We start from the raw sequence: 18,494 nt of genomic DNA on the forward strand, positions 1-18,494 counted from the left end.
ACTCGCCTCCGTTGTGCGCCCGCACATCGCTTTGTCACGCAATCGGCGCATAATGCCGGACAGACGCAGCAGCCAATGGCCACCCGACGGAGACCGCCATGGAAGCGAAGAACGAGGAAGTCGTCGCACACCTGCTCTCCGATGTCGTCGAATTCGCGCGCGCTCGCCTGCCCGACGCCACGTTCCGGATCGTCGAACTCTTCCTGCGTCATTACTACGATTTCGTCGATGCCGACGATCTGCAGAGCCGCGGCATCGCCGACCTGTACGGCGCCGCGATGGCGCACTGGCAGACCGCCCAGAAATTCGTGCCCGGCAGCGAACGCCTGCGCGTGTACAACCCGATCCTCGAACAGCACGGCTGGCATTCCGACCACACGGTGATCGAGATCGTCAACGACGACATGCCGTTCCTGGTCGACTCGGTGACGATGGCCATCAACCGTCTCGGGCTCGCGCTGCACTCGGCGCTGCATCCGGTGTTCCGCATCTGGCGCGGCGCCGGCGGCGGCATCGAGCGCGTCGACGCGGGCGGTGCGACGTCCGGCGACGGCCAGTCGCAACTCGCGTCGTTCATCCATTTCGAAGTCGACCGCTGCGGCGACGCCGCGCTGCTCGACACGCTGCGCGAGGACATCGCGCGCGTGCTCGGCGACGTGCGCGCGTCGGTCGAGGACTGGCCGAAGATCGTCGACATCGCCCGCGCGACGATCAAGGAGATGAAGGCGCGCGAGTCGACCGCGGAGGACATCGAGGCGCGCGCGTTCCTCGAATGGATGGCCGCCGATCACTTCACGTTCCTCGGTCAGCGCGACTACGCGCTCGTATCGGACGGCACGGGCTTCGGCCTGCGCGGCATCGAGGGCTCGGGCTTCGGGATCCTGCGCGAATCGCTGCGCACGTCCGGCGCCGCCGACGTGACGCCGCTGCCGCCGGCCGCCGCCGACATCATCACCGGCGCATGGCCGATCTTCGTGACCAAGGCGAATTCGCGCGCGACGGTGCACCGGCCCGGCTACCTCGACTACGTCGGCGTGAAACTCGTCGGCGCCGACGGCAAGGTCACCGGCGAGCGCCGCTTCATCGGGCTCTACACGTCGACCGCCTATTTCGGTTCGTACACCGAGATTCCGATCGTGCGCCGCAAGTGCGCGAACATCGTGCGGCGCGCGGGCTTTTTGCCGAAAGGGCATCTCGGCAAGTCGCTCGTGACGGTGCTCGAAACCTATCCGCGCGACGAACTGTTCCAGGCCGACGAAGACCGGCTCTACGACATCGCGCTCGGCATCCTGCGCCTGCAGGAACACCAGCGCACGCGACTGTTCGTGCGGCGCGACCGGTTCGACCGCTTCGTGTCGTGCCTCGTGTTCGTGCCGCGCGACAAGTACAACACCGACCTGCGCCGCCGCATCGCGAAGCTGCTGGTCGACGCGTACAACGGCGTGAACGTCGAATTCACGCCGCTGCTGTCGGAATCGGCGCTCGCCCGCATTCACTTCGTCGTGCATGCGGAACCGGGCACGATGCCCGACGTCGACACGCGCGAACTCGAAACGCGGCTCGTGCAGGTCACGCGCCGCTGGCAGGACGATCTCGCCGACGCGCTGCTCGACGCATTCGGCGAAGAACAAGGCAACCGCCTGCTGCAGCGCTATGCCGATTCCTTCCCGGCAGGCTATCGCGACGACTATCCGGCGCGCACGGCCGTGCGCGACATCGAGCTGATCGAGCGCGTGAAGGACTCGGGCCAGCTCGCGATGAACCTGTACCGGCCGATCGAGGCCGAGCCGCGCGCGTTCCGCTTCAAGGTGTATCGCGCGGGCGACCCGATCGCGCTGTCGCGCAGCCTGCCGATGCTCGAACATCTCGGCGTGCGCGTCGACGAGGAGCGGCCATACCGGATCCAGACGCAGGACGCCGCGCACGCGTGGGTACACGATTTCGGGCTGGAACTCGCCGACGATACCGAGTTCGACATCGAGCGCGTGAAAGGCCTGTTCGAAGATGCGTTCGACCGGATCTGGAGCGGCCGGATCGAGAACGACGACTTCAACCGCCTCGTGCTGCGCGCGCACCTGAGCGCGCGCGAGGTCACGATCCTGCGCGCGTATGCGAAATATCTGCGGCAGGTCGGCTCGACCTTCAGCGACGCGTATATCGAACGCGCGCTGACCGGCAATCCGGCGATCGCGCGGCAACTCGTCGAGCTGTTCCTGCTGCGCTTCGATCCGCGCATCGGCGACACGCGCGACGTGCAGGCCGAACGGCTGCTGAAGGCGATCGAAGGCGCGCTCGACCAGGTGCCGAACCTCGACGAGGATCGCATCCTGCGCCAGTTCCTCGGCGTGATCAACGCGACCGAGCGCACGAACTACTTCCTCGCGGACGCGAACGGCGAATCGAAGCCGTACCTGTCGTTCAAGTTCAATCCGGCGAAGGTGCCCGGCCTGCCCGAACCGAAGCCGATGTTCGAGATCTGGGTGTATTCGCCGCGCGTCGAGGGCGTGCACCTGCGCGGCGGGCGCGTCGCGCGCGGCGGCCTGCGCTGGTCGGATCGCCGCGAGGATTTCCGCACCGAGGTGCTCGGGCTGATGAAGGCGCAGATGGTGAAGAACGTCGTGATCGTGCCGGTCGGCTCGAAAGGCGGCTTCGTCGTGAAGAACCCGCCGCCGCAAAGCGATCGCGAAGCGTGGATGCGCGAAGGCATCGCGTGCTACCAGACGTTCCTGCGCGGGCTGCTCGACCTCACCGACAACCTCGCCGGCAACGCGATCGTGCCGCCGCCCGACGTGGTGCGCCACGACGCCGACGATCCGTACCTGGTCGTCGCCGCCGACAAGGGCACGGCCACCTTCTCCGACTATGCGAACGCGATCTCGCACGAATACGGCTTCTGGCTCGACGACGCGTTCGCGTCCGGCGGCTCGGTCGGCTACGACCACAAGAAGATGGCGATCACCGCGCGCGGTGCGTGGGAATCGGTGAAGCGGCACTTCCGCGAGATGGGCGTCGACACGCAGGCGACCGATTTCACCGTGGTCGGCGTCGGCGACATGTCGGGCGACGTGTTCGGCAACGGGATGCTGCTGTCGCCGCATATCCGGCTCGTCGCCGCGTTCGATCACCGGCACGTGTTCCTCGACCCGAACCCCGACCCGGCAACGAGCTTCGCGGAGCGCCAGCGGATGTTCGCGCTCGAACGCTCGAGCTGGGCCGACTACGATACGTCGGTGATTTCGCCGGGCGGCGGCGTGTATCCGCGCACCGCGAAGACGATCCCGCTGTCGCCGGCCGTGCAGTCCGCGCTCGGCATCGACGCGCACGCGCTGCCGCCCACCGAGCTGATCCGCGCGATCCTGCAGGCGCCGGTCGACCTGCTGTACAACGGCGGCATCGGCACCTACGTGAAGGCCGCGCGCGAAACGCACACGCAAGTCGGCGACCGCGCGAACGACGCGGTGCGCGTGAACGGCGCGGACCTGCGCTGCAAGGTCGTCGGCGAAGGCGGCAATCTCGGCTGCACGCAGTTCGGCCGCATCGAATTCGCGCAGCGCGGCGGCCGCATCAATACCGACGCGATCGACAACTCGGCCGGCGTCGATTGTTCGGATCACGAAGTCAACATCAAGATCCTGCTCGGACTCGTGGTGTCCGACGGCGAGATGACCGAGAAGCAGCGCAACGCGCTGCTCGCCGAGATGACCGACGAAGTCGGGCTGCTCGTGCTGCGCGACAACTACTACCAGACGCAGGCGCTGTCGATCGCCGGCCGCTATGCGGTCGAACTGCTCGACGCCGAGGCGCGCCTGATGCGCTGGCTCGAGCGCGCGGGCCGCCTGAACCGCGTGATCGAGTTCCTGCCGACCGACGACGAAGTCGCCGAGCGGCAGGCCGCGAAGCTCGGCCTCACGTCGCCGGAGCGCGCGGTGCTGCTCGCGTACAGCAAGATGTGGCTCTACGACGCGCTGCTCGAATCCGACGTGCCCGAGGATCCGCTGGTGGCCGCGATGCTCGTCGACTACTTCCCGAAGCCGCTGCAACAGCGCTTCAGCGAGCCGATGCGCCGCCATCCGCTGCGCCGCGAGATTCTCGCGACGCATCTGACGAACGCGCTCGTGAACCGCGTCGGCTGCGCGTTCGTGCACCGGCTGATGGAGGAAACCGACGCGCAGCCCGGCGACATCGTGCGCGCGTGCATCATGGCGCGCGACGTGTTCGACCTCGATGCGGTGTGGCGCGATATCGACGCGCTCGACAATCGCGTCGCCGACGACGTGCAGGCGCGCATGTTCGTCGACGTCGCGCGGCTGCTGGAGCGCGCGGCGCTGTGGTTCCTGCGGCATCTGCAGTCCGGCGCGGTGGCCGACGGCGGCGTCGCCGGATTGATCGCGCGCTGCCGCGACGCGGTGCAGCGCATCGCGCCGCAACTGCCGTCGCTGCTGCCGGCCGACGATCTGGAAGCGCTGTCCGAGCGGCAGCGCGTGCTGGTCGACGCCGGCGTCGACAGCGCGCTTGCGGTACGCGTCGCAAGCGGCGACATCTCGGCCGCGCTGCTCGACATCGCCGAAGTGGCGGCGACCTGCAATCGCAGCCTCGAACTCGTCGCGGGCGTCTATTTCTCGCTCGGCACGCTGCTCAATTACGGGTGGATCGGCGAACGCGCGGCGAACCTGCCGACGCCGACGCACTGGGACATGCTCGCGCGCGCCGCCGCGCTCGCGGAAGTCGCGCGGCTCAAGCGCACGCTCGCGACGAGCGCGCTCGCGGAATCGCCGGATTCGACCACGCCGGACACGATCGTCGGCGCGTGGCGCGTGCGCCGCGAGGCCGCGCTCGCGCGTTACGAGCACCTGCTCGCGGATCTACGCGCATCCGGCGGCACGAGCCTCGCGGTGCTGCTCGTGGTCGTGCGGGAAATGGCCGTGCTCGAACGCGCGTGACGAAGGCGACGGGTCAGACCGTCGCGACGAGCAATTCTTCCGCGCGGTTCGGCGGCCGCAGGCCGTCCATGCGATCGGCGAAATGCGACGCCATGTCCGGCCGGCGCTGCACGAAGCTGTCGAGCCCCGCGCCGAGGATCACGTACTGGCTCACGCCGCGCGCCGCCTGTTCGGCCACGAGATCCTCGATGAAGCGCGCCCGCGCGACGATCGACGCGCGAAACGGCCGCGTGAACTGCGGATCCATGTCGCCGCGCTGCTGCCAGCCGGGCGCCGGCGCGAGCAATTGCAACCCGATTGCGTCGGCGAGCACGTGCGGCGGCGCGTCGAGTTCGATGTGCAGCGCACGCCACAGCGCGACGCGCGCGGCCGTGCTGTCGGGCGCATCGTCTTCGCGGATAACCGTCATGTCGACCTCACGCGAGCTGCTTGCCCGGCGCCTGCAGACGCCACACGCGACCGTCCGGATCGCGCACGGTCATGTCGCGCGTCCCCCAGTGCGTATCCTCGAACGGCGCGACGACATCGACGATCGGCCGCGGCTGCACCGCCTGCTCGTCGGCGACCTTGATCACGACCTGCATGTCGGGCTTTTCGCTCGGCGGCACTTCGGCGATGAACAGGAACGGGCCGTCGCCGCTGCGCAACTGGCCCGACTGGTGATCGGTTTCGAATTCCAGCGTGAAGCCCAGCGCCTGGAAGAACTTCGCCGACTTGCCCCGGTTGTGCGTGGTCAGATACACGGCTTCGATTCGCTCGGATGACATGTCACTCCTCCTGGTTGGACGGTCCCGCGCCGGGCGGCGGCGCGGCCAGGTACGCGCGCAACGCGTCGGCCACCAGCGCGGACAGCGATTGCTCCGTTTCGATGGCGCGATGCTTGACCTGCCGGATCAGGGAGAGCGGCAGGTACACGTTGAATTGCTTCACTTCTTCGTCGGTCATGGGGCTAGTATGCTAGCAAAAGTCAAATGCGGATGCGGTGAAACGACTGGAATGAATCGGCGCGCGGCCCGCGAGCAGGCCGCTTGCAGTGCCTCGTATGTCCGCGTTACCGCGCAACTCGCGCCGCGAGCCGCGCGAACAGCGCGTCGAGATCGAATCCCGCCGTATTGACGCCGATCGTGTCGCGCAGGCACGCGGCCCAGTCGGCTGCTGTGTCGAACGTGACCGTGCGCCCGGCGCCCGCCGCGTCGCGCAGCGTCAGCACGGTGTTGACCAGCGCCGCGCGGCCGTCCGGCAGCACGCGGCACGCGATCAGGTCGTTCACGAAGATCGATTCGGGATACGTCGACGTGAACCAGTTCGCGGCGTCGTAATCGATCCATTCGGCCGGCTTCAGCGAGAAGCGGTAGGTCGTGTGCCAGCCGTCGGGGATCTCGAACTGCATGTCGAATTCGCCGTGGACCGGCGCATCGACCACGCGAAACGCGCCATGCGGCGTCAATTGCCGCTCGCCCGGCGCGAAGCGCAGCGGCGCGGTCAGCGTCGCGCTGCCGAAGCCGATGTCCGCGAGCCACGCCGCGCCGTCGAGGTCGATGCGCAGCAGCATGTGCGTCTGCGCGGTGACGATCTCGGGCGGCCGCATCCAGCGCACGCGCGCGATCAGCGGCGTCACGCGGAAACCGATCGTCGTGAGCGCGGTGTAGAACAGCTTGTTGAGTTCGAAGCAGTAGCCGCCGCGGCGGCGTTCGATCACCTTGTCGACGATCGCGGGCAGGTCGAGCGCGACGCGCGTGCCGGTCAGCGGATTGAGGTTTTCGAACGGAATCGCCTGCGGGTGCAGCAGATGCAGCCGGCGCAGCACGTCGAGCGTCGGCTCGACCGGGCCGTCGTAGCCGATGCGGGAAAAATAGCGCGAGAGGTCGAACGAGTCAGTCATGAACCGGCACCGATGAAAGGGACCCGCCACGATAGCATCGCGCGAAATCCCCATGTTGTGCGGGCCTATCGTTCGTGGCCGGCGTGCGCGATGATGGCCACGCATCGCCGCCGCACCCGCACGACGTTACGGCAGCAGCTTCAGTGCGGACGACGCGACCGACGGCACCGAAATGCCCTGGCTCGTCGCGAACTGCACGGCCTGGCTGAGCGTCGCGGCAAGCGACTGCAACTGGCCCGGCGCGCTTTGCGCGATATACGTCGCGGCCTGCATGTTCTGCGGATTCAGGCCCGACTGCAGCAGCGACGCCGCGCTCGTCGAACCGAGATTGCCGAGCCCCGACTGCAGTTGCGAATACTGCGTGAGCCCCTGCCCGAGCGAGGCGAGGCCGTTGCTGAACGCCTGCTTGTCGATCGGCCCGTGCGTGGCGCCGCCGCTCGCGAACGCCTGGCCGAGCGCCTGCGACACCGATTGCTGCGCGCCGCCCATCTGCGACAGCGTGGCCGGCGACAGCGCATCGCCGCCGGATAACTGGCTCGCGGCCTGCTGCGCCTGCCCGGCCGCCCCGGTCAGGCCCATCGCCGATGCGAGCAACGACTGGCCGCTCAGCACCTGCTGGTTCGCGCCGACATAGGCCTGCAGCAACTGCGCGACACCGCCCTGCGCCGGCGCTGCCGCCTGCTGCTGCCCGCCGCCGAGCAGCGACGCGCCGATCGACTGCAGGTCGAGCTGCGCGTGTGCGGCGCCGCTCGCCAGGATGCCAAACGCGATGCCTGCCGAGGCCAGATGCCGGCCCGTCGCGCGAATGTGCTTCATGTTTTTCCCTCGTGCCCGAATGGTCGAGGCGATATTGTCGAAGCGCGTCGCGCGCCGCCGCAACGACTGAAACACATCGAAACGAAATCACCGCGCGCCGCCGCTTGCAATTCCGCGGCCGGCGACCGTCGTCGCGCCGATTCGTCCATGTTTGCGGTGCGATGTGATGCGCGTACCGGCATTCTTTCTCCGGTTGCGTCAATGGACGCAGGCTCCGGCGTGCGCAGGCAGCGCGCCGAAACACCTCCACGGGCGCGTTTCGTGTCGAGCGATGCCAAGCAAAACGGGCAGCGCATCGCCGCCCGCTTCGTCATGCGGCCACTACCGCCCGCCACTGCCTGCCGGCGACGCCGTTACGCTGCCATCCACGCCGGCAACCGCTGGTTGACCCAGTCGGCCGCCTGCTCGTAGCCGTGCGCAAGCTGCAGCACGGCGAGATCGGCGCGCGGACGCCCGATCAGCTGCATCCCCATCGGCAATCCCGCGTCGTTGAAGTCGACCGGCACGTTGATCACCGGGCAGCCGGCCAGCGTCCACGGCACGACCGTTTCCATCCAGCGATGGTAGGTGTCCATCGCGCGGCCCGCGATCTCCTTCGGCCAGCGCTGGTCGACGTCGAACGGAAACACCTGCGCGGTCGGCGCCGCGATGAAGTCGTAACGGTCGAAGAAGCTCAGCACCGCCTGATGCCACGCGGTCCGTTCGACGCTCGCGTCGAACACGGCCGCGCCCTGCATCGCGAGCAGCCCCTCGACCTCGTAGATCGCCTCGGGCTTCAGCAGCGCGCGGCGCGCCGGGTCGCGATAGTGCGCGAGCAGCCCGCCACCCGACAACAAGTGCCGGTGCGTGAGCCACAGACGCCAGATCCGGTCGGGCGCGAACGCCGGCAGCGCCGCATCGACGTCGCAGCCGATCTCGCGCAGCGTCGCCAGCCCCCGCTCGCACTGCGCGAGCACGCCGGCCTCGGTCGCGAGATAGCCGTTCCAGTCGCCAACCCACGCGATGCGCTTGCCGCGCAGGTCCGCGTCGAGCGGCTGCGCGAACACGGCCGGATCTTCCGCGAGCGACAGCGGATCGTTGCGGTCGTAGCCGGCCTGGATCGCGAGCAGTTGCGCGACGTCGCCGACGGTGCGGCCCATCGGCCCTTCGATGCCGAGCTGCTGCATGAACACGTCGACGCCCGGCCAGCGCGGCACGCGGCCCTGCGACGGACGGAAGCCGACGATGTTGCAGAACGCGGCCGGATTGCGCAGCGACCCGCCGAAATCGCTGCCGTCCGCCACCGGCAGCATCCGCGACGCGAGCGCCGCCGCCGTGCCGCCGCTGCTGCCGCCCGCGCTCTTCGTCAGGTCGTACGGGTTGCGCGTCGCACCATAGACCTCGTTGAACGTGTGCGAGCCGAGCCCGAACTCGGGCGTGTTGGTCTTGCCGATGAAGATCGCGCCGGCCGCGCGCATCCGCGCGACGCCGACGGAATCGGCCTGCGGCACGTTCTCGCGGAAGATCGGCGAGCCGTAGGTCGTCCGCAGCCCCTTCGTCATCGCCAGATCCTTCGGCGCCTGCGGGATCCCGTGCAGCCAGCCGCGGTACGCGCCGCGCGCCAGCTCCGCATCCTTTTCCGCGGCTTCCGCCAGCAGCGCGTCGCGGTCGCGCAGCGCGACGATCGCGTTGACCGCGCCGTTCACGCGCTCGATATGGTCGAGATACGCACGCATCGTCTCGACGCACGAAACCGCCTTGCTGCGGATCGCCGACGCAAGCTCGCCGGCCGACAGGCGCACGACCGGATCGACGGGAATGGAAGCGGGAGCGAGAAACTGCGGGGCGCCGTGCGGCATGCGGGGTCTCCTGGGAAGCGGTATCGGATGGCGCGCCGCCCGGCGGCGGCCGCCGCTCTACTCTACGCGACGCGATCCGGGCGACCTCCGATATTTTGCGGCGCAATTCATTGCGGATTCGACTGAATCGCGATGCTTCGGACAGCCGGCGACGACCGGGCGGGGCCGGCGTCGCCGCTCGCTGCCGTTTATGCGCATAAACTTAAATTTCTTATATTTTTAATCGGTGCGTCACAGGACCGCGCACGTTAACGACATTTTTATACGGCCGACCGATCTCTTTAGATCGCTTCGTCCGGCCGCCCGCTACGCTGGAAGCACTTCGTTTCCGGGTTCATCGTCCATGCTCAAGCTGCTGGTTCCGGTCGGCCATTCGCCCCGCTCGCTTCAGGCAGTTCGTCACGCGACGTTCCTGTATCGCGAGCGCTGCGCGTCGGAGGTCGTGCTGATCAATGTGCAGGCGCCGCTGGAATCGACGCGGCTCGAGGCCTATCACCCGCTGTCGCGGCTGCGCGCGATCGAGACACGATTCGCGACCGACGATCTCGCGATGGCCGAGCGGATCCTGCGCGATGCGGACGTGAAATTCAGCGTCGTAATGAAGGTCGGCCCGGTCGCCGATACGATCGCGGCCGTGGCGGCCGAGACCGGGTGCGACGAGATCGTCGTCGCCGCGCCGAGACGCGATCCGCTGCACGCGCTGATGTCGGTGTTCCGGCGCAGCGTGATGGCGCGGCTGGTGCGAATTTCGAACGTGCCGGTGACGGCGGTGCAATGACGGAAAGGCGCGTCACGCGTGCGCATCGTGCGCACGCTGTCGCGCAGCGCTTATTTGATGGCCTTGCGCCAGAACACGAAATAGGCGGCCGCCGAAGACGCCAGCAGCAGGATCGCCCACATCGGGGCAAGACTGATCAGGACGGAAGAGACGTTCAACATTTGGATTCCTCACTATTTCGACAGCGATATTCAACACCTGCGTGCTTGCCGGACCTGACGCGTTGACCCTGCGTCGCGTTTCGTCAAATCATGCATTCATGCTATCGCCTTGAACGGCCGCGCGACCGCCGCCGCCCGCCCGTACCCTGACATTCGTCAAACTACCGCGCATTGCCCGCCCGCCGGGCGGCGGCGACGGAAAAACAGGACAGGATCGTCCCGCCCCGCTACCGCTTTCAGCAGACGTTTACCGGGGGAAGCCCCAAGTGCTTCGTCGAACGTGTCCGCGTTACGCTTGAGCGACGAGGAGACGAACCATGAGACGCGCCGTACATATCGCTGTTTTTGCACTGCTGGCCTATCTCATCGGCGATCGCGCGATCCTGCATGCGCAGGGCCGCGACGCCAGCCCGCTCGCGTGCGAGCAAGGCGCCGCGCAGGTGAAGGCCGACGCGCTCGGTCGCGGCTTTGGCGAAGCCGCCGCCGGCAGCCAGAGCGAGGCCTTCATGTCGGGCTGCCTGGTGACGGGACGGAACGATCGGAACGTCGCGATGGCGGCCCGCTGACGCGTATCATCCGTGGGCGAGCCTGCGCGCCCGAAGTCGCAGGCTCGGGCGCCGGTTTGCGCTGCCGGCCGCTACTTTCCCGATCGACGTTTCGACGGACGTCATCGTCCGCCCCTCCCTGCCCCGTTACGCCCAACATGACCGATCCGAACACCGCGTTGATCCAGCGCTTCTACACGGCCTTCCAGCAGCGCGACATCGATGCGATGCTCGCGTGCTACGCCGACGACATCGTGTTCAGCGATCCCGCATTCGGCGAACTGCGCGGCGAACTTGCGCGCGACATGTGGCGGATGCTGGTCGCGCGAGCCCAGGAGTTCTCGCTGACGTTCGGCGAAGTCGCCGCGGACGACCAGGCCGGGCGCGCGACGTGGAGCGCGCGCTACCGGTTCGCCGCGAGCGGGCGGATGGTGGTCAACCGGATCGATGCGCGCTTCCGGTTTCGCGACGGACGCATCGTCGAGCATCGCGACCATTTCGACCTGTGGCGCTGGGCGCGTCAGGCGATCGGGATGAAAGGCGCGCTGCTCGGCTGGACGCCCTTCATGCAGCGCGCAATCCGTGCACAGGCACGGAAAAATCTCGACGCGTATCGCGCCAAGCGGAAATAAATGAACCCGCGCGCGCCGCGGCCCCTCCGCTAAGGCTTCATCGTCGCGTTGATCAGGTCGTACGCCATGTCCGGCACCACGCCGTCCGGGTTCGTGAGGCCGTTCTGGCGATACCAGCTTTCATCGGCCTCCGGATGCGGGCCGGCAAGGCCGACGCGCCCTTTGCCGTAGCGGTAAGTGGCAGCCGCGATGTCCTTGTTCGGGTAGATCGCCAGCACGATCCCGCCGGAGCCGATCGGCGCGACCGGCAGCCTCGCGCCGTCCTGATAGTAGATCCAGCGCTTTTTCCCGCGCCAGACGACCGGCGTCACCGTGTCGGCGATGCCGTGAAGCGTCGAGCCCGGCCGGTCGACCTCGGAGTCGATATCGCCGGCAACCAGCCCGAAACCCTGCGCGCCGGCCAGGTAGGCGCCCATGCACAGCCCGAGGTATCGGCCGCCGTTCGCGACGTATCGCCGCACGGCCCGCATTTCGTTTCGGCCGATGCTGGCTGCCGCGCCGGGAATGTCCTGCCCGCCGCCGGGCTGCACATAGAGCGCCGCACCGGCCAGCGCGGCGGGCGTGATCCTGAGCTTTTCCGCCGGCCCCACGTAGATCACCCGGAACCGCTGGTCCGATTCCCGCAGGCGTGTGGCGATGGTTTCGGCGCACCCGTCACACGCGGCAGGACCGCGATAGACCAGCGCGACCGGCCGACTCGCCGCATCCCCCGCTTCGTCGCCGGGCGTAGCCGCGTAAACGGCCGGCGACGCGACGAGCACCATCATCAGGAAAATCGCGTTTCTGGAGTGCATGTCGTGGATCGCCGGAGTCAAGGGAAGCGCTACCGCCCGGGCCGAATCGACGGGGCGCGCGACGACTTCCGCCTCCCGTTCCGCCACCCGATTGCAAGCTGCGTGACGGCAAGCGTAGCGGCCCGAACGCGCCCGGTGTGTACCGTTTCCTGCGGGATTGTGCAGATACGTGCGATACCGACGACCTGAACCGACACCCTCCATCCGCCCGCCGGCCCGCCCGACAAGGCCGGCTCCGCCATGCAGCCGCGCCTCCCGTCTTTCGCATTGCCAAGTCTTATATAAGACATAAGACATTTGACGTTCCAGACCATTGAGATTAGAATCCCGCTCAAAGCAGTGCCTGGAATAGCCCCGGAGTGCCGGCAAGGCCTTCCCCTCAAACGCAATATCAGCAGGTCTCCCCATGCTTGAAAACTTTCGTGCTCACGTGGCCGCCCGCGCCGCGCTCGGTATTCCTCCCCTGCCGCTGACGGCTCAGCAAACCGCCGAACTGGTCGAATTGCTGACGAACCCGCCCGCCGGCGAAGAGCAGACGCTGCTCGAGCTGATCACCCATCGCGTGCCCGCCGGCGTCGACGAAGCCGCTCGCGTGAAGGCCGGCTTCCTGGCCGCCGTCGCGAAGGGCGAGACCGCCTGCCCGCTGATCTCGCGTGCGCGCGCCACCGAGCTGCTCGGCACGATGCTCGGCGGCTACAACATCCAGCCGCTGATCGAGCTGCTGTCCGACGAAGCCGTGGCCGCGGTCGCCGCCGACGCGCTGAAGAAAACCCTGCTGATGTTCGACCAGTTCCATGACGTGAAGGAACTCGCCGACAACGGCAACGCGCACGCGAAGGCCGTGCTGCAGAGCTGGGCCGACGCCGAATGGTTCACGAGCCGTCCGGAAGTGCCGCAAAGCCTGACCATCACCGTGTTCAAGGTGACGGGCGAAACCAACACCGACGATCTGTCGCCGGCGCCGGACGCCACCACCCGCCCGGACATCCCGATGCACGCGCTGGCGATGCTGAAGAACGCGCGCCCGGGCATCACGCCGGAAGAAGACGGCAAGCGCGGCCCGGTCAAGTTCATCGAATCGCTGAAGGAAAAGGGTCACCTGGTCGCCTACGTCGGCGACGTGGTCGGCACCGGCTCCTCGCGCAAGTCGGCCACCAACTCGGTGCTGTGGTTCACCGGCGAAGACATCCCGTTCGTCCCGAACAAGCGCTTTGGCGGCGTGTGCCTCGGCGGCAAGATCGCCCCGATCTTCTACAACACGATGGAAGATGCCGGCGCGCTGCCGATCGAGCTCGACGTGTCGCAGATGGAAATGGGCGACGTGGTCGAACTGCGCCCGTACGAAGGCAAGGCGCTGAAGGACGGCAAGGTCATCGCCGAATTCCAGGTGAAGTCCGACGTGCTGTTCGACGAAGTGCGCGCCGGCGGCCGCATTCCGCTGATCATCGGCCGCGGCCTGACCGCGAAGGCGCGCGAAGCGCTCGGCCTCGCGCCGTCGACGCTGTTCCGCCTGCCGCACCAGCCGGCCGACAGCGGCAAGGGCTTCTCGCTCGCGCAGAAGATGGTCGGCCGCGCGTGCGGTCTGCCGGAAGGCCAGGGCGTGCGCCCGGGCACGTACTGCGAACCGAAGATGACCTCGGTCGGCTCGCAGGACACCACGGGCCCGATGACCCGCGACGAACTGAAGGATCTGGCCTGCCTCGGCTTCTCGGCCGACCTCGTGATGCAGTCGTTCTGCCACACCGCCGCGTATCCGAAGCCGGTCGACGTGAAGACGCACCAGACGCTGCCGAACTTCATCAGCACGCGCGGCGGCATCGCGCTGCGCCCGGGCGACGGCGTGATCCACTCGTGGCTGAACCGCATGCTGCTGCCCGACACCGTCGGCACCGGCGGCGATTCGCACACGCGCTTCCCGATCGGCATCAGCTTCCCGGCGGGTTCGGGCCTGGTCGCGTTCGCGGCCGCCACCGGCACGATGCCGCTGGACATGCCGGAATCGGTGCTGGTCCGCTTCAAGGGCAAGATGCAGCCGGGCGTCACGCTGCGCGACCTCGTCAACGCGATTCCGCTGTATGCGATCAAGCAAGGCATGCTGACGGTCGCCAAGCAAGGCAAGAAGAACATCTTCTCGGGCCGCATCCTCGAAATCGAAGGCCTGCCCGACCTGAAGGTCGAGCAAGCGTTCGAGCTGTCGGATGCATCGGCCGAGCGTTCGGCCGCCGGTTGCACGGTGCACCTGAACAAGGAACCGATCATCGAGTACCTGAACAGCAACGTCACGCTGCTCAAGTGGATGATCGCGCAGGGCTACCAGGATCCGCGCAGCCTGCAGCGTCGTATCGCCGCGATGGAACAGTGGCTCGCCGACCCGCAGCTGCTGTCGCCGGATGCCGACGCCGAATACGCGGCGGTCATCGAGATCGACCTCGCCGACATCCACGAGCCGATCGTCGCCTGCCCGAACGACCCGGACGACGTGAAGACGCTGTCCGACGTCGCCGGTGCGAAGATCGACGAAGTATTCATCGGCTCGTGCATGACCAACATCGGTCACTTCCGTGCCGCGTCGAAGCTGCTCGAAGGCAAGCGCGACATCCCGGTCAAGCTGTGGGTCGCGCCGCCGACCAAGATGGACCAGAAGCAGCTGACGGAAGAAGGTCACTACGGCGTGTTCGGCACGGCCGGCGCACGGACCGAAATGCCGGGCTGCTCGCTGTGCATGGGTAACCAGGCACAGGTGCGCGAAGGCGCGACGGTGATGTCGACGTCGACCCGCAACTTCCCGAACCGCCTCGGCAAGAACACGAACGTGTACCTCGGCTCCGCTGAACTGGCGGCGATCTGCTCGCGTCTGGGCAAGATCCCGACCAAGGAAGAGTACATGGCCGACATGGGTGTGCTCACCGCGAACGGCGACAAGATCTACCAGTACATGAACTTCGACCAGATCGAGGACTTCAAGGAAGTCGCCGACACCGTGCAGGTGTAAGCACGCAGTCGGGCTGCGACGGGCGGTCGACGTCGCAGCGCACTGACAGGCGCCGCAAGCCGAAAGGCCGCGGCGCTTTTTTTCATGCGTCGGCGACCGGACGCGCCCGTTCGGTCAGTCGTACAGCGCGTGCAGCCGCTCGACCACGTCGAACGGCAAGCCTTCGTCATAGCCGTCCGCTTCGTCGAGATCGACGTACTCGCGTCCGTCGGTCGGCTGCAGCATCAGCGCCGGCACAGGCCGCGCGACCGGTACGTCCGGATAATCGTTCGGCCCCGCGCCATCGAAGTCGTGCGGATCGAACCAGATGCCGTGATGGGCGTAATAGCCGTCGGCATAACGTTGTTCGATGTCGCGAAGCAGCCGGAACGTATCGAGTTGATACGACGCGTCGCCCAGATCGCTTTCGTTCGCATACTGCACGAACCACGCGGCGCCGAGATTCCAGTAGATCAGCAGTGCGGTCGCGCGATCGACGTTGCGGTTGTCCAGCAGCCAGCGCAACGCGCGGCCGTTGCCATCGTAATTGGAGCGTGCGGCGAACCGGTGCCACTGCTCGGGCGTCGCGCGTTCGAGCCACGCCCGGACGATGTCCCACGCCTTCTGTTCGATTTCGGTGTCGTCCATGGATTGCGCGTTGCGGAATGAGCGGTAACGGGAAAGTCTTCGATGAGCGGCGATTCTAGCGCCGCTGCCATTCACGCGGCGTCGCCGCCCGACTCGCGACGGATCACCAGTTCGTTGAAGCCGGTGCCCGCATCCGGCTCGCGCGAGAAGCGATGCGCGGGCAGCAGCGCGAGCAGGATCTCGGCCGTCGTGCGCACCACGCAGCCGCTCGCAACGTGGCCGCCCGTCACGCGGCCGGCTGCATCGGAGATCGACATATGCAGGTGTGCGCCGTCCGGCGATACGGAGCCGGCCAGCGTCAGGATTTCGAGGTCGCCGCGCAGCTCGGTCGGCTGATCGACGCCGGCGAAGCGCAACTGCGCGACGCTCAGGCTGCCGATGCCCTGGATCACGAAGGCCGCATGCGCTTCGTGCTGGCGTAGCGCTGCCTCGATGGCGCCGCGCAGATCGTCGCCGGGAGAAAGACGCAAAGGATGGGCTTGCATGGTCGAGAACCTGTGGGTCGGTCGCGGTATCGGCCAAGCGTACGTTCGCCGCGTGAATCCGGCAAGTCATCCGCTCACGATAGTCCGCGCGCGTCGGCGTCTTCCTGGCGCCGTTTCATCCACTACCGCTCGACTCCGGCGACCTGCGCATACGGAATCCGCGGCATGGTTTCGCACCGGCCGCAGCGCATCGGTTTGTTGACGTACGGAACGCACACGTATCCGTATGAAAACCGACCCCAACGTATGCAAGAATCAGTTCCTCGAGGCAATCCCTGCTTTATCGCCCTCTTTCACCGAACGCTCCGTCGAATGCCCAAATGCCAGAATACGTATGAGCGGTTCCACACCCCAAGCGACGACATCGCCGCGCGGGAAGTCGCGGCAATGAGCGATGAGGAGCGTGCGCGCGCCAAGTCGGTGGGGAGCGTGCATGTCCGAAGCTGGCTCGCCATTCTGGTGATGCCGGTCGCAGTCGGGCCTGCGATCCCGATGCTCGCGTATTTGCTGGGTATGCTTGCATACCGCGGAACGGTCGATCCGGCCTTCGATATGGATCGTGCGGTTAGCGAAACAGCCGTCACCGTCATATGGGTCACGGCGCTCTTCATCGCAGCGTGGATCGGCCTGAACTGGTGCGTCGCGACGTACGGCACCCGACAGCGGTACTGGCGTGAAATGCCGTCGAACGGGCATGTCGAATTGGAGCGCCATACGCTATGCTCGGCAATCGTCGTGTGGTCGGACGACTACGATCCGGAACCCCTCTACGTCGAGGAATGGATCGACGGCAAGCTCAAATCCAGCATGACCGGAGTCAGACAATGGATCCTGGCCCGAACGTCCGCCGGTCATTGGCTGGTGCTGGATCATCGAATTGCGGCAGACGGTTGGGGCGCGCCGCCAACGTTCCCCTCGGAGACGAAACGATTGATCCCGCGGCGAGAATTGGCAATCGCATTTGCGCCACGCACCCATATCCGCATCGGATTGAGATGGAGTGGACCAGCGGCGCCATTGACCGTGACGTCCTACCTGCTGTCTCATGCCGAATGTGAGCGCCTGGCTGCGGCGGCTCATCACTATGCTTTTTTTCCGCCGGATCAATATGGCGTCGTCGATCCCGCCGATGCAGACTGGGTCGGGGAACTCGCCGCCAAGGCACTGGAGCGCGAAGTGCCTGTCGACGTGGCGGCCGGGCGAGCGTTGACGTAATCGTCGCCGACCGAAGGATTGCAACGCTGCGCGGGAAAGACAAGGCCGAGGGCTGGCTCGCGAAGTTGTGAATACAACCTCATCCGCCGACCGTCGAATCGAACTTGGCGGGCCGAATCCGATTGCGCCGCGCGAGTGCATCAGCGCGTGCGCGATCGTCTCCGCCGGAAAATGGACTGCCGCCGCGGCAGCATCAGCCGCGGTCGCGCGCCAGCAACCCGTACAGCGCGCTATCCGACACTTCGTCGCCGACGATCCAGCGTTCGCGCAGCAGCCCTTCCCGGACGAAACCCAGCCGTTCGAGCAGCCGCGCCGACGCGACGTTGCGCGGATCGATATCGGCCTCGAGCCGGTTCAGCCGCAGCGTGTCGAACGCATGATCGATCATGGCCGACGCCGCTTCGCGCATGTATCCGCCGCGCCAGAACGCGCGCCGCAGGCTGAAGCCGATCTCGGCGCGTCGGCATTGCGCGTTAGCGTGGAACAACACGCACTCGCCGAGCGCTTCGCCGGTTTCCCGCAGTTCGAGCACGCAGGTCAGGCTCTCCCCGCTCACGGACGTCTGCACGTTGCGCGCGACGCGCGCCTCGGCCTGCTCGATCTGCGTCATCGGCGAGAACGAGAAATAGCGCATCGCTTCCGCATCGGACCAGATCTCGAAGAAGGCTGGCGCGTCGGCGTCGCGAAGCGGCCGCAGCACGAGGCGGGAGGTATTCAGCGTGACGGGTTCGAACAGGGGCATGGCAGCGGTCTGATGAAAATCGGGACCGTTCATTAGACCACGCGAGC

General features: G+C 67.1%; 15 protein-coding genes and 1 pseudogene. 6 read left to right on the top strand and 10 right to left on the bottom strand.

The window, feature by feature from the left end; all coding sequences use genetic code 11:
• Positions 1–98 precede the first annotated feature (98 nt).
• On the top strand, positions 99–4,940 hold the full coding sequence (locus HWX76_RS10815; RefSeq protein WP_176015791.1) for an NAD-glutamate dehydrogenase: 4,842 nt from the start codon (positions 99–101) through the stop codon (positions 4,938–4,940).
• A gap of 85 nt (positions 4,941–5,025) precedes the next feature.
• Here HWX76_RS10815 and HWX76_RS10820 read toward each other — a convergent pair.
• The 6 genes and pseudogenes from HWX76_RS10820 to HWX76_RS10845 form a co-directional block, all read right to left on the bottom strand.
• A pseudogene (locus tag HWX76_RS10820) lies at positions 5,026–5,349 on the bottom strand (class I SAM-dependent methyltransferase); the annotation flags it as partial.
• A 7-nt stretch (positions 5,350–5,356) separates the two neighbouring features.
• Positions 5,357–5,707: a glyoxalase gene (locus HWX76_RS10825; RefSeq protein ID WP_050011902.1), complete on the bottom strand. Its 351-nt coding sequence runs from the start codon at positions 5,705–5,707 to the stop codon at positions 5,357–5,359.
• 1 nt (position 5,708) lies between these two features.
• Positions 5,709–5,885, bottom strand: coding sequence for a ribbon-helix-helix domain-containing protein (locus HWX76_RS10830; protein ID WP_050011903.1), 177 nt, complete (start codon positions 5,883–5,885; stop codon positions 5,709–5,711).
• Positions 5,886–5,991: 106 nt separating this feature from the next.
• Positions 5,992–6,822, bottom strand: coding sequence for an arylamine N-acetyltransferase (locus HWX76_RS10835; protein WP_089489487.1), 831 nt, complete (start codon positions 6,820–6,822; stop codon positions 5,992–5,994).
• Between the two features lie 126 nt (positions 6,823–6,948).
• Positions 6,949–7,638 (bottom strand): hypothetical protein, encoded by a 690-nt coding sequence (locus HWX76_RS10840; protein WP_050011904.1) that lies wholly within the window; start codon positions 7,636–7,638, stop codon positions 6,949–6,951.
• A gap of 353 nt (positions 7,639–7,991) precedes the next feature.
• Positions 7,992–9,476: an amidase gene (locus tag HWX76_RS10845; protein WP_050011905.1), complete on the bottom strand. Its 1,485-nt coding sequence runs from the start codon at positions 9,474–9,476 to the stop codon at positions 7,992–7,994.
• A 343-nt stretch (positions 9,477–9,819) separates the two neighbouring features.
• On the opposite strand from HWX76_RS10845, the gene HWX76_RS10850 reads away from it, so the two are divergent.
• The 3 genes from HWX76_RS10850 to HWX76_RS10860 all read left to right on the top strand — a co-directional run bounded on the left by HWX76_RS10850 (position 9,820) and on the right by HWX76_RS10860 (position 11,592).
• Positions 9,820–10,254, top strand: a complete 435-nt coding sequence (locus HWX76_RS10850; protein WP_050011906.1) for a universal stress protein — start codon at positions 9,820–9,822, stop codon at positions 10,252–10,254.
• Positions 10,255–10,732: 478 nt separating this feature from the next.
• Positions 10,733–10,981: a hypothetical protein gene (locus HWX76_RS10855; RefSeq protein ID WP_050011907.1), complete on the top strand. Its 249-nt coding sequence runs from the start codon at positions 10,733–10,735 to the stop codon at positions 10,979–10,981.
• A gap of 137 nt (positions 10,982–11,118) precedes the next feature.
• A complete protein-coding gene (locus tag HWX76_RS10860; protein ID WP_050011908.1) occupies positions 11,119–11,592 on the top strand; it encodes a nuclear transport factor 2 family protein in 474 nt (157 codons plus the stop codon).
• A gap of 29 nt (positions 11,593–11,621) precedes the next feature.
• On the opposite strand, the gene HWX76_RS10865 is transcribed toward HWX76_RS10860, so the two are convergent.
• Positions 11,622–12,359, bottom strand: a complete 738-nt coding sequence (locus HWX76_RS10865) for a BPL-N domain-containing protein (protein ID WP_235356151.1) — start codon at positions 12,357–12,359, stop codon at positions 11,622–11,624.
• Between the two features lie 433 nt (positions 12,360–12,792).
• On the opposite strand from HWX76_RS10865, the gene acnB reads away from it, so the two are divergent.
• Positions 12,793–15,378 (top strand): bifunctional aconitate hydratase 2/2-methylisocitrate dehydratase, encoded by a 2,586-nt coding sequence (gene acnB / locus HWX76_RS10870; protein WP_050011910.1) that lies wholly within the window; start codon positions 12,793–12,795, stop codon positions 15,376–15,378.
• 114 nt (positions 15,379–15,492) lie between these two features.
• Here the strand turns inward: acnB and HWX76_RS10875 are convergent, their stop codons facing one another.
• On the bottom strand, positions 15,493–16,005 hold the full coding sequence (locus HWX76_RS10875) for a DUF4274 domain-containing protein (protein ID WP_124638952.1): 513 nt from the start codon (positions 16,003–16,005) through the stop codon (positions 15,493–15,495).
• A gap of 71 nt (positions 16,006–16,076) precedes the next feature.
• Positions 16,077–16,490, bottom strand: a complete 414-nt coding sequence (locus HWX76_RS10880) for a PPC domain-containing DNA-binding protein (protein ID WP_069620960.1) — start codon at positions 16,488–16,490, stop codon at positions 16,077–16,079.
• 312 nt (positions 16,491–16,802) lie between these two features.
• Here HWX76_RS10880 and HWX76_RS10885 point away from each other — a divergent pair, with 312 nt between their 5' ends.
• A complete protein-coding gene (locus HWX76_RS10885) occupies positions 16,803–17,705 on the top strand; it encodes a hypothetical protein (RefSeq protein WP_050011913.1) in 903 nt (300 codons plus the stop codon).
• 193 nt (positions 17,706–17,898) lie between these two features.
• Here the strand turns inward: HWX76_RS10885 and HWX76_RS10890 are convergent, their stop codons facing one another.
• Positions 17,899–18,447 carry a GNAT family N-acetyltransferase gene (locus HWX76_RS10890; protein WP_050011914.1) on the bottom strand — a complete coding sequence of 183 codons (549 nt, stop codon included), beginning with the start codon at positions 18,445–18,447 and terminating at the stop codon, positions 17,899–17,901.
• Between the last annotated feature and the right edge of the window lie 47 nt (positions 18,448–18,494).

The sequence above is a fragment of the Burkholderia sp. BCC0398 genome, from assembly GCF_902833245.1.
In the GTDB taxonomy this organism is placed as follows: Bacteria; Pseudomonadota; Gammaproteobacteria; order Burkholderiales; family Burkholderiaceae; genus Burkholderia; species Burkholderia sola.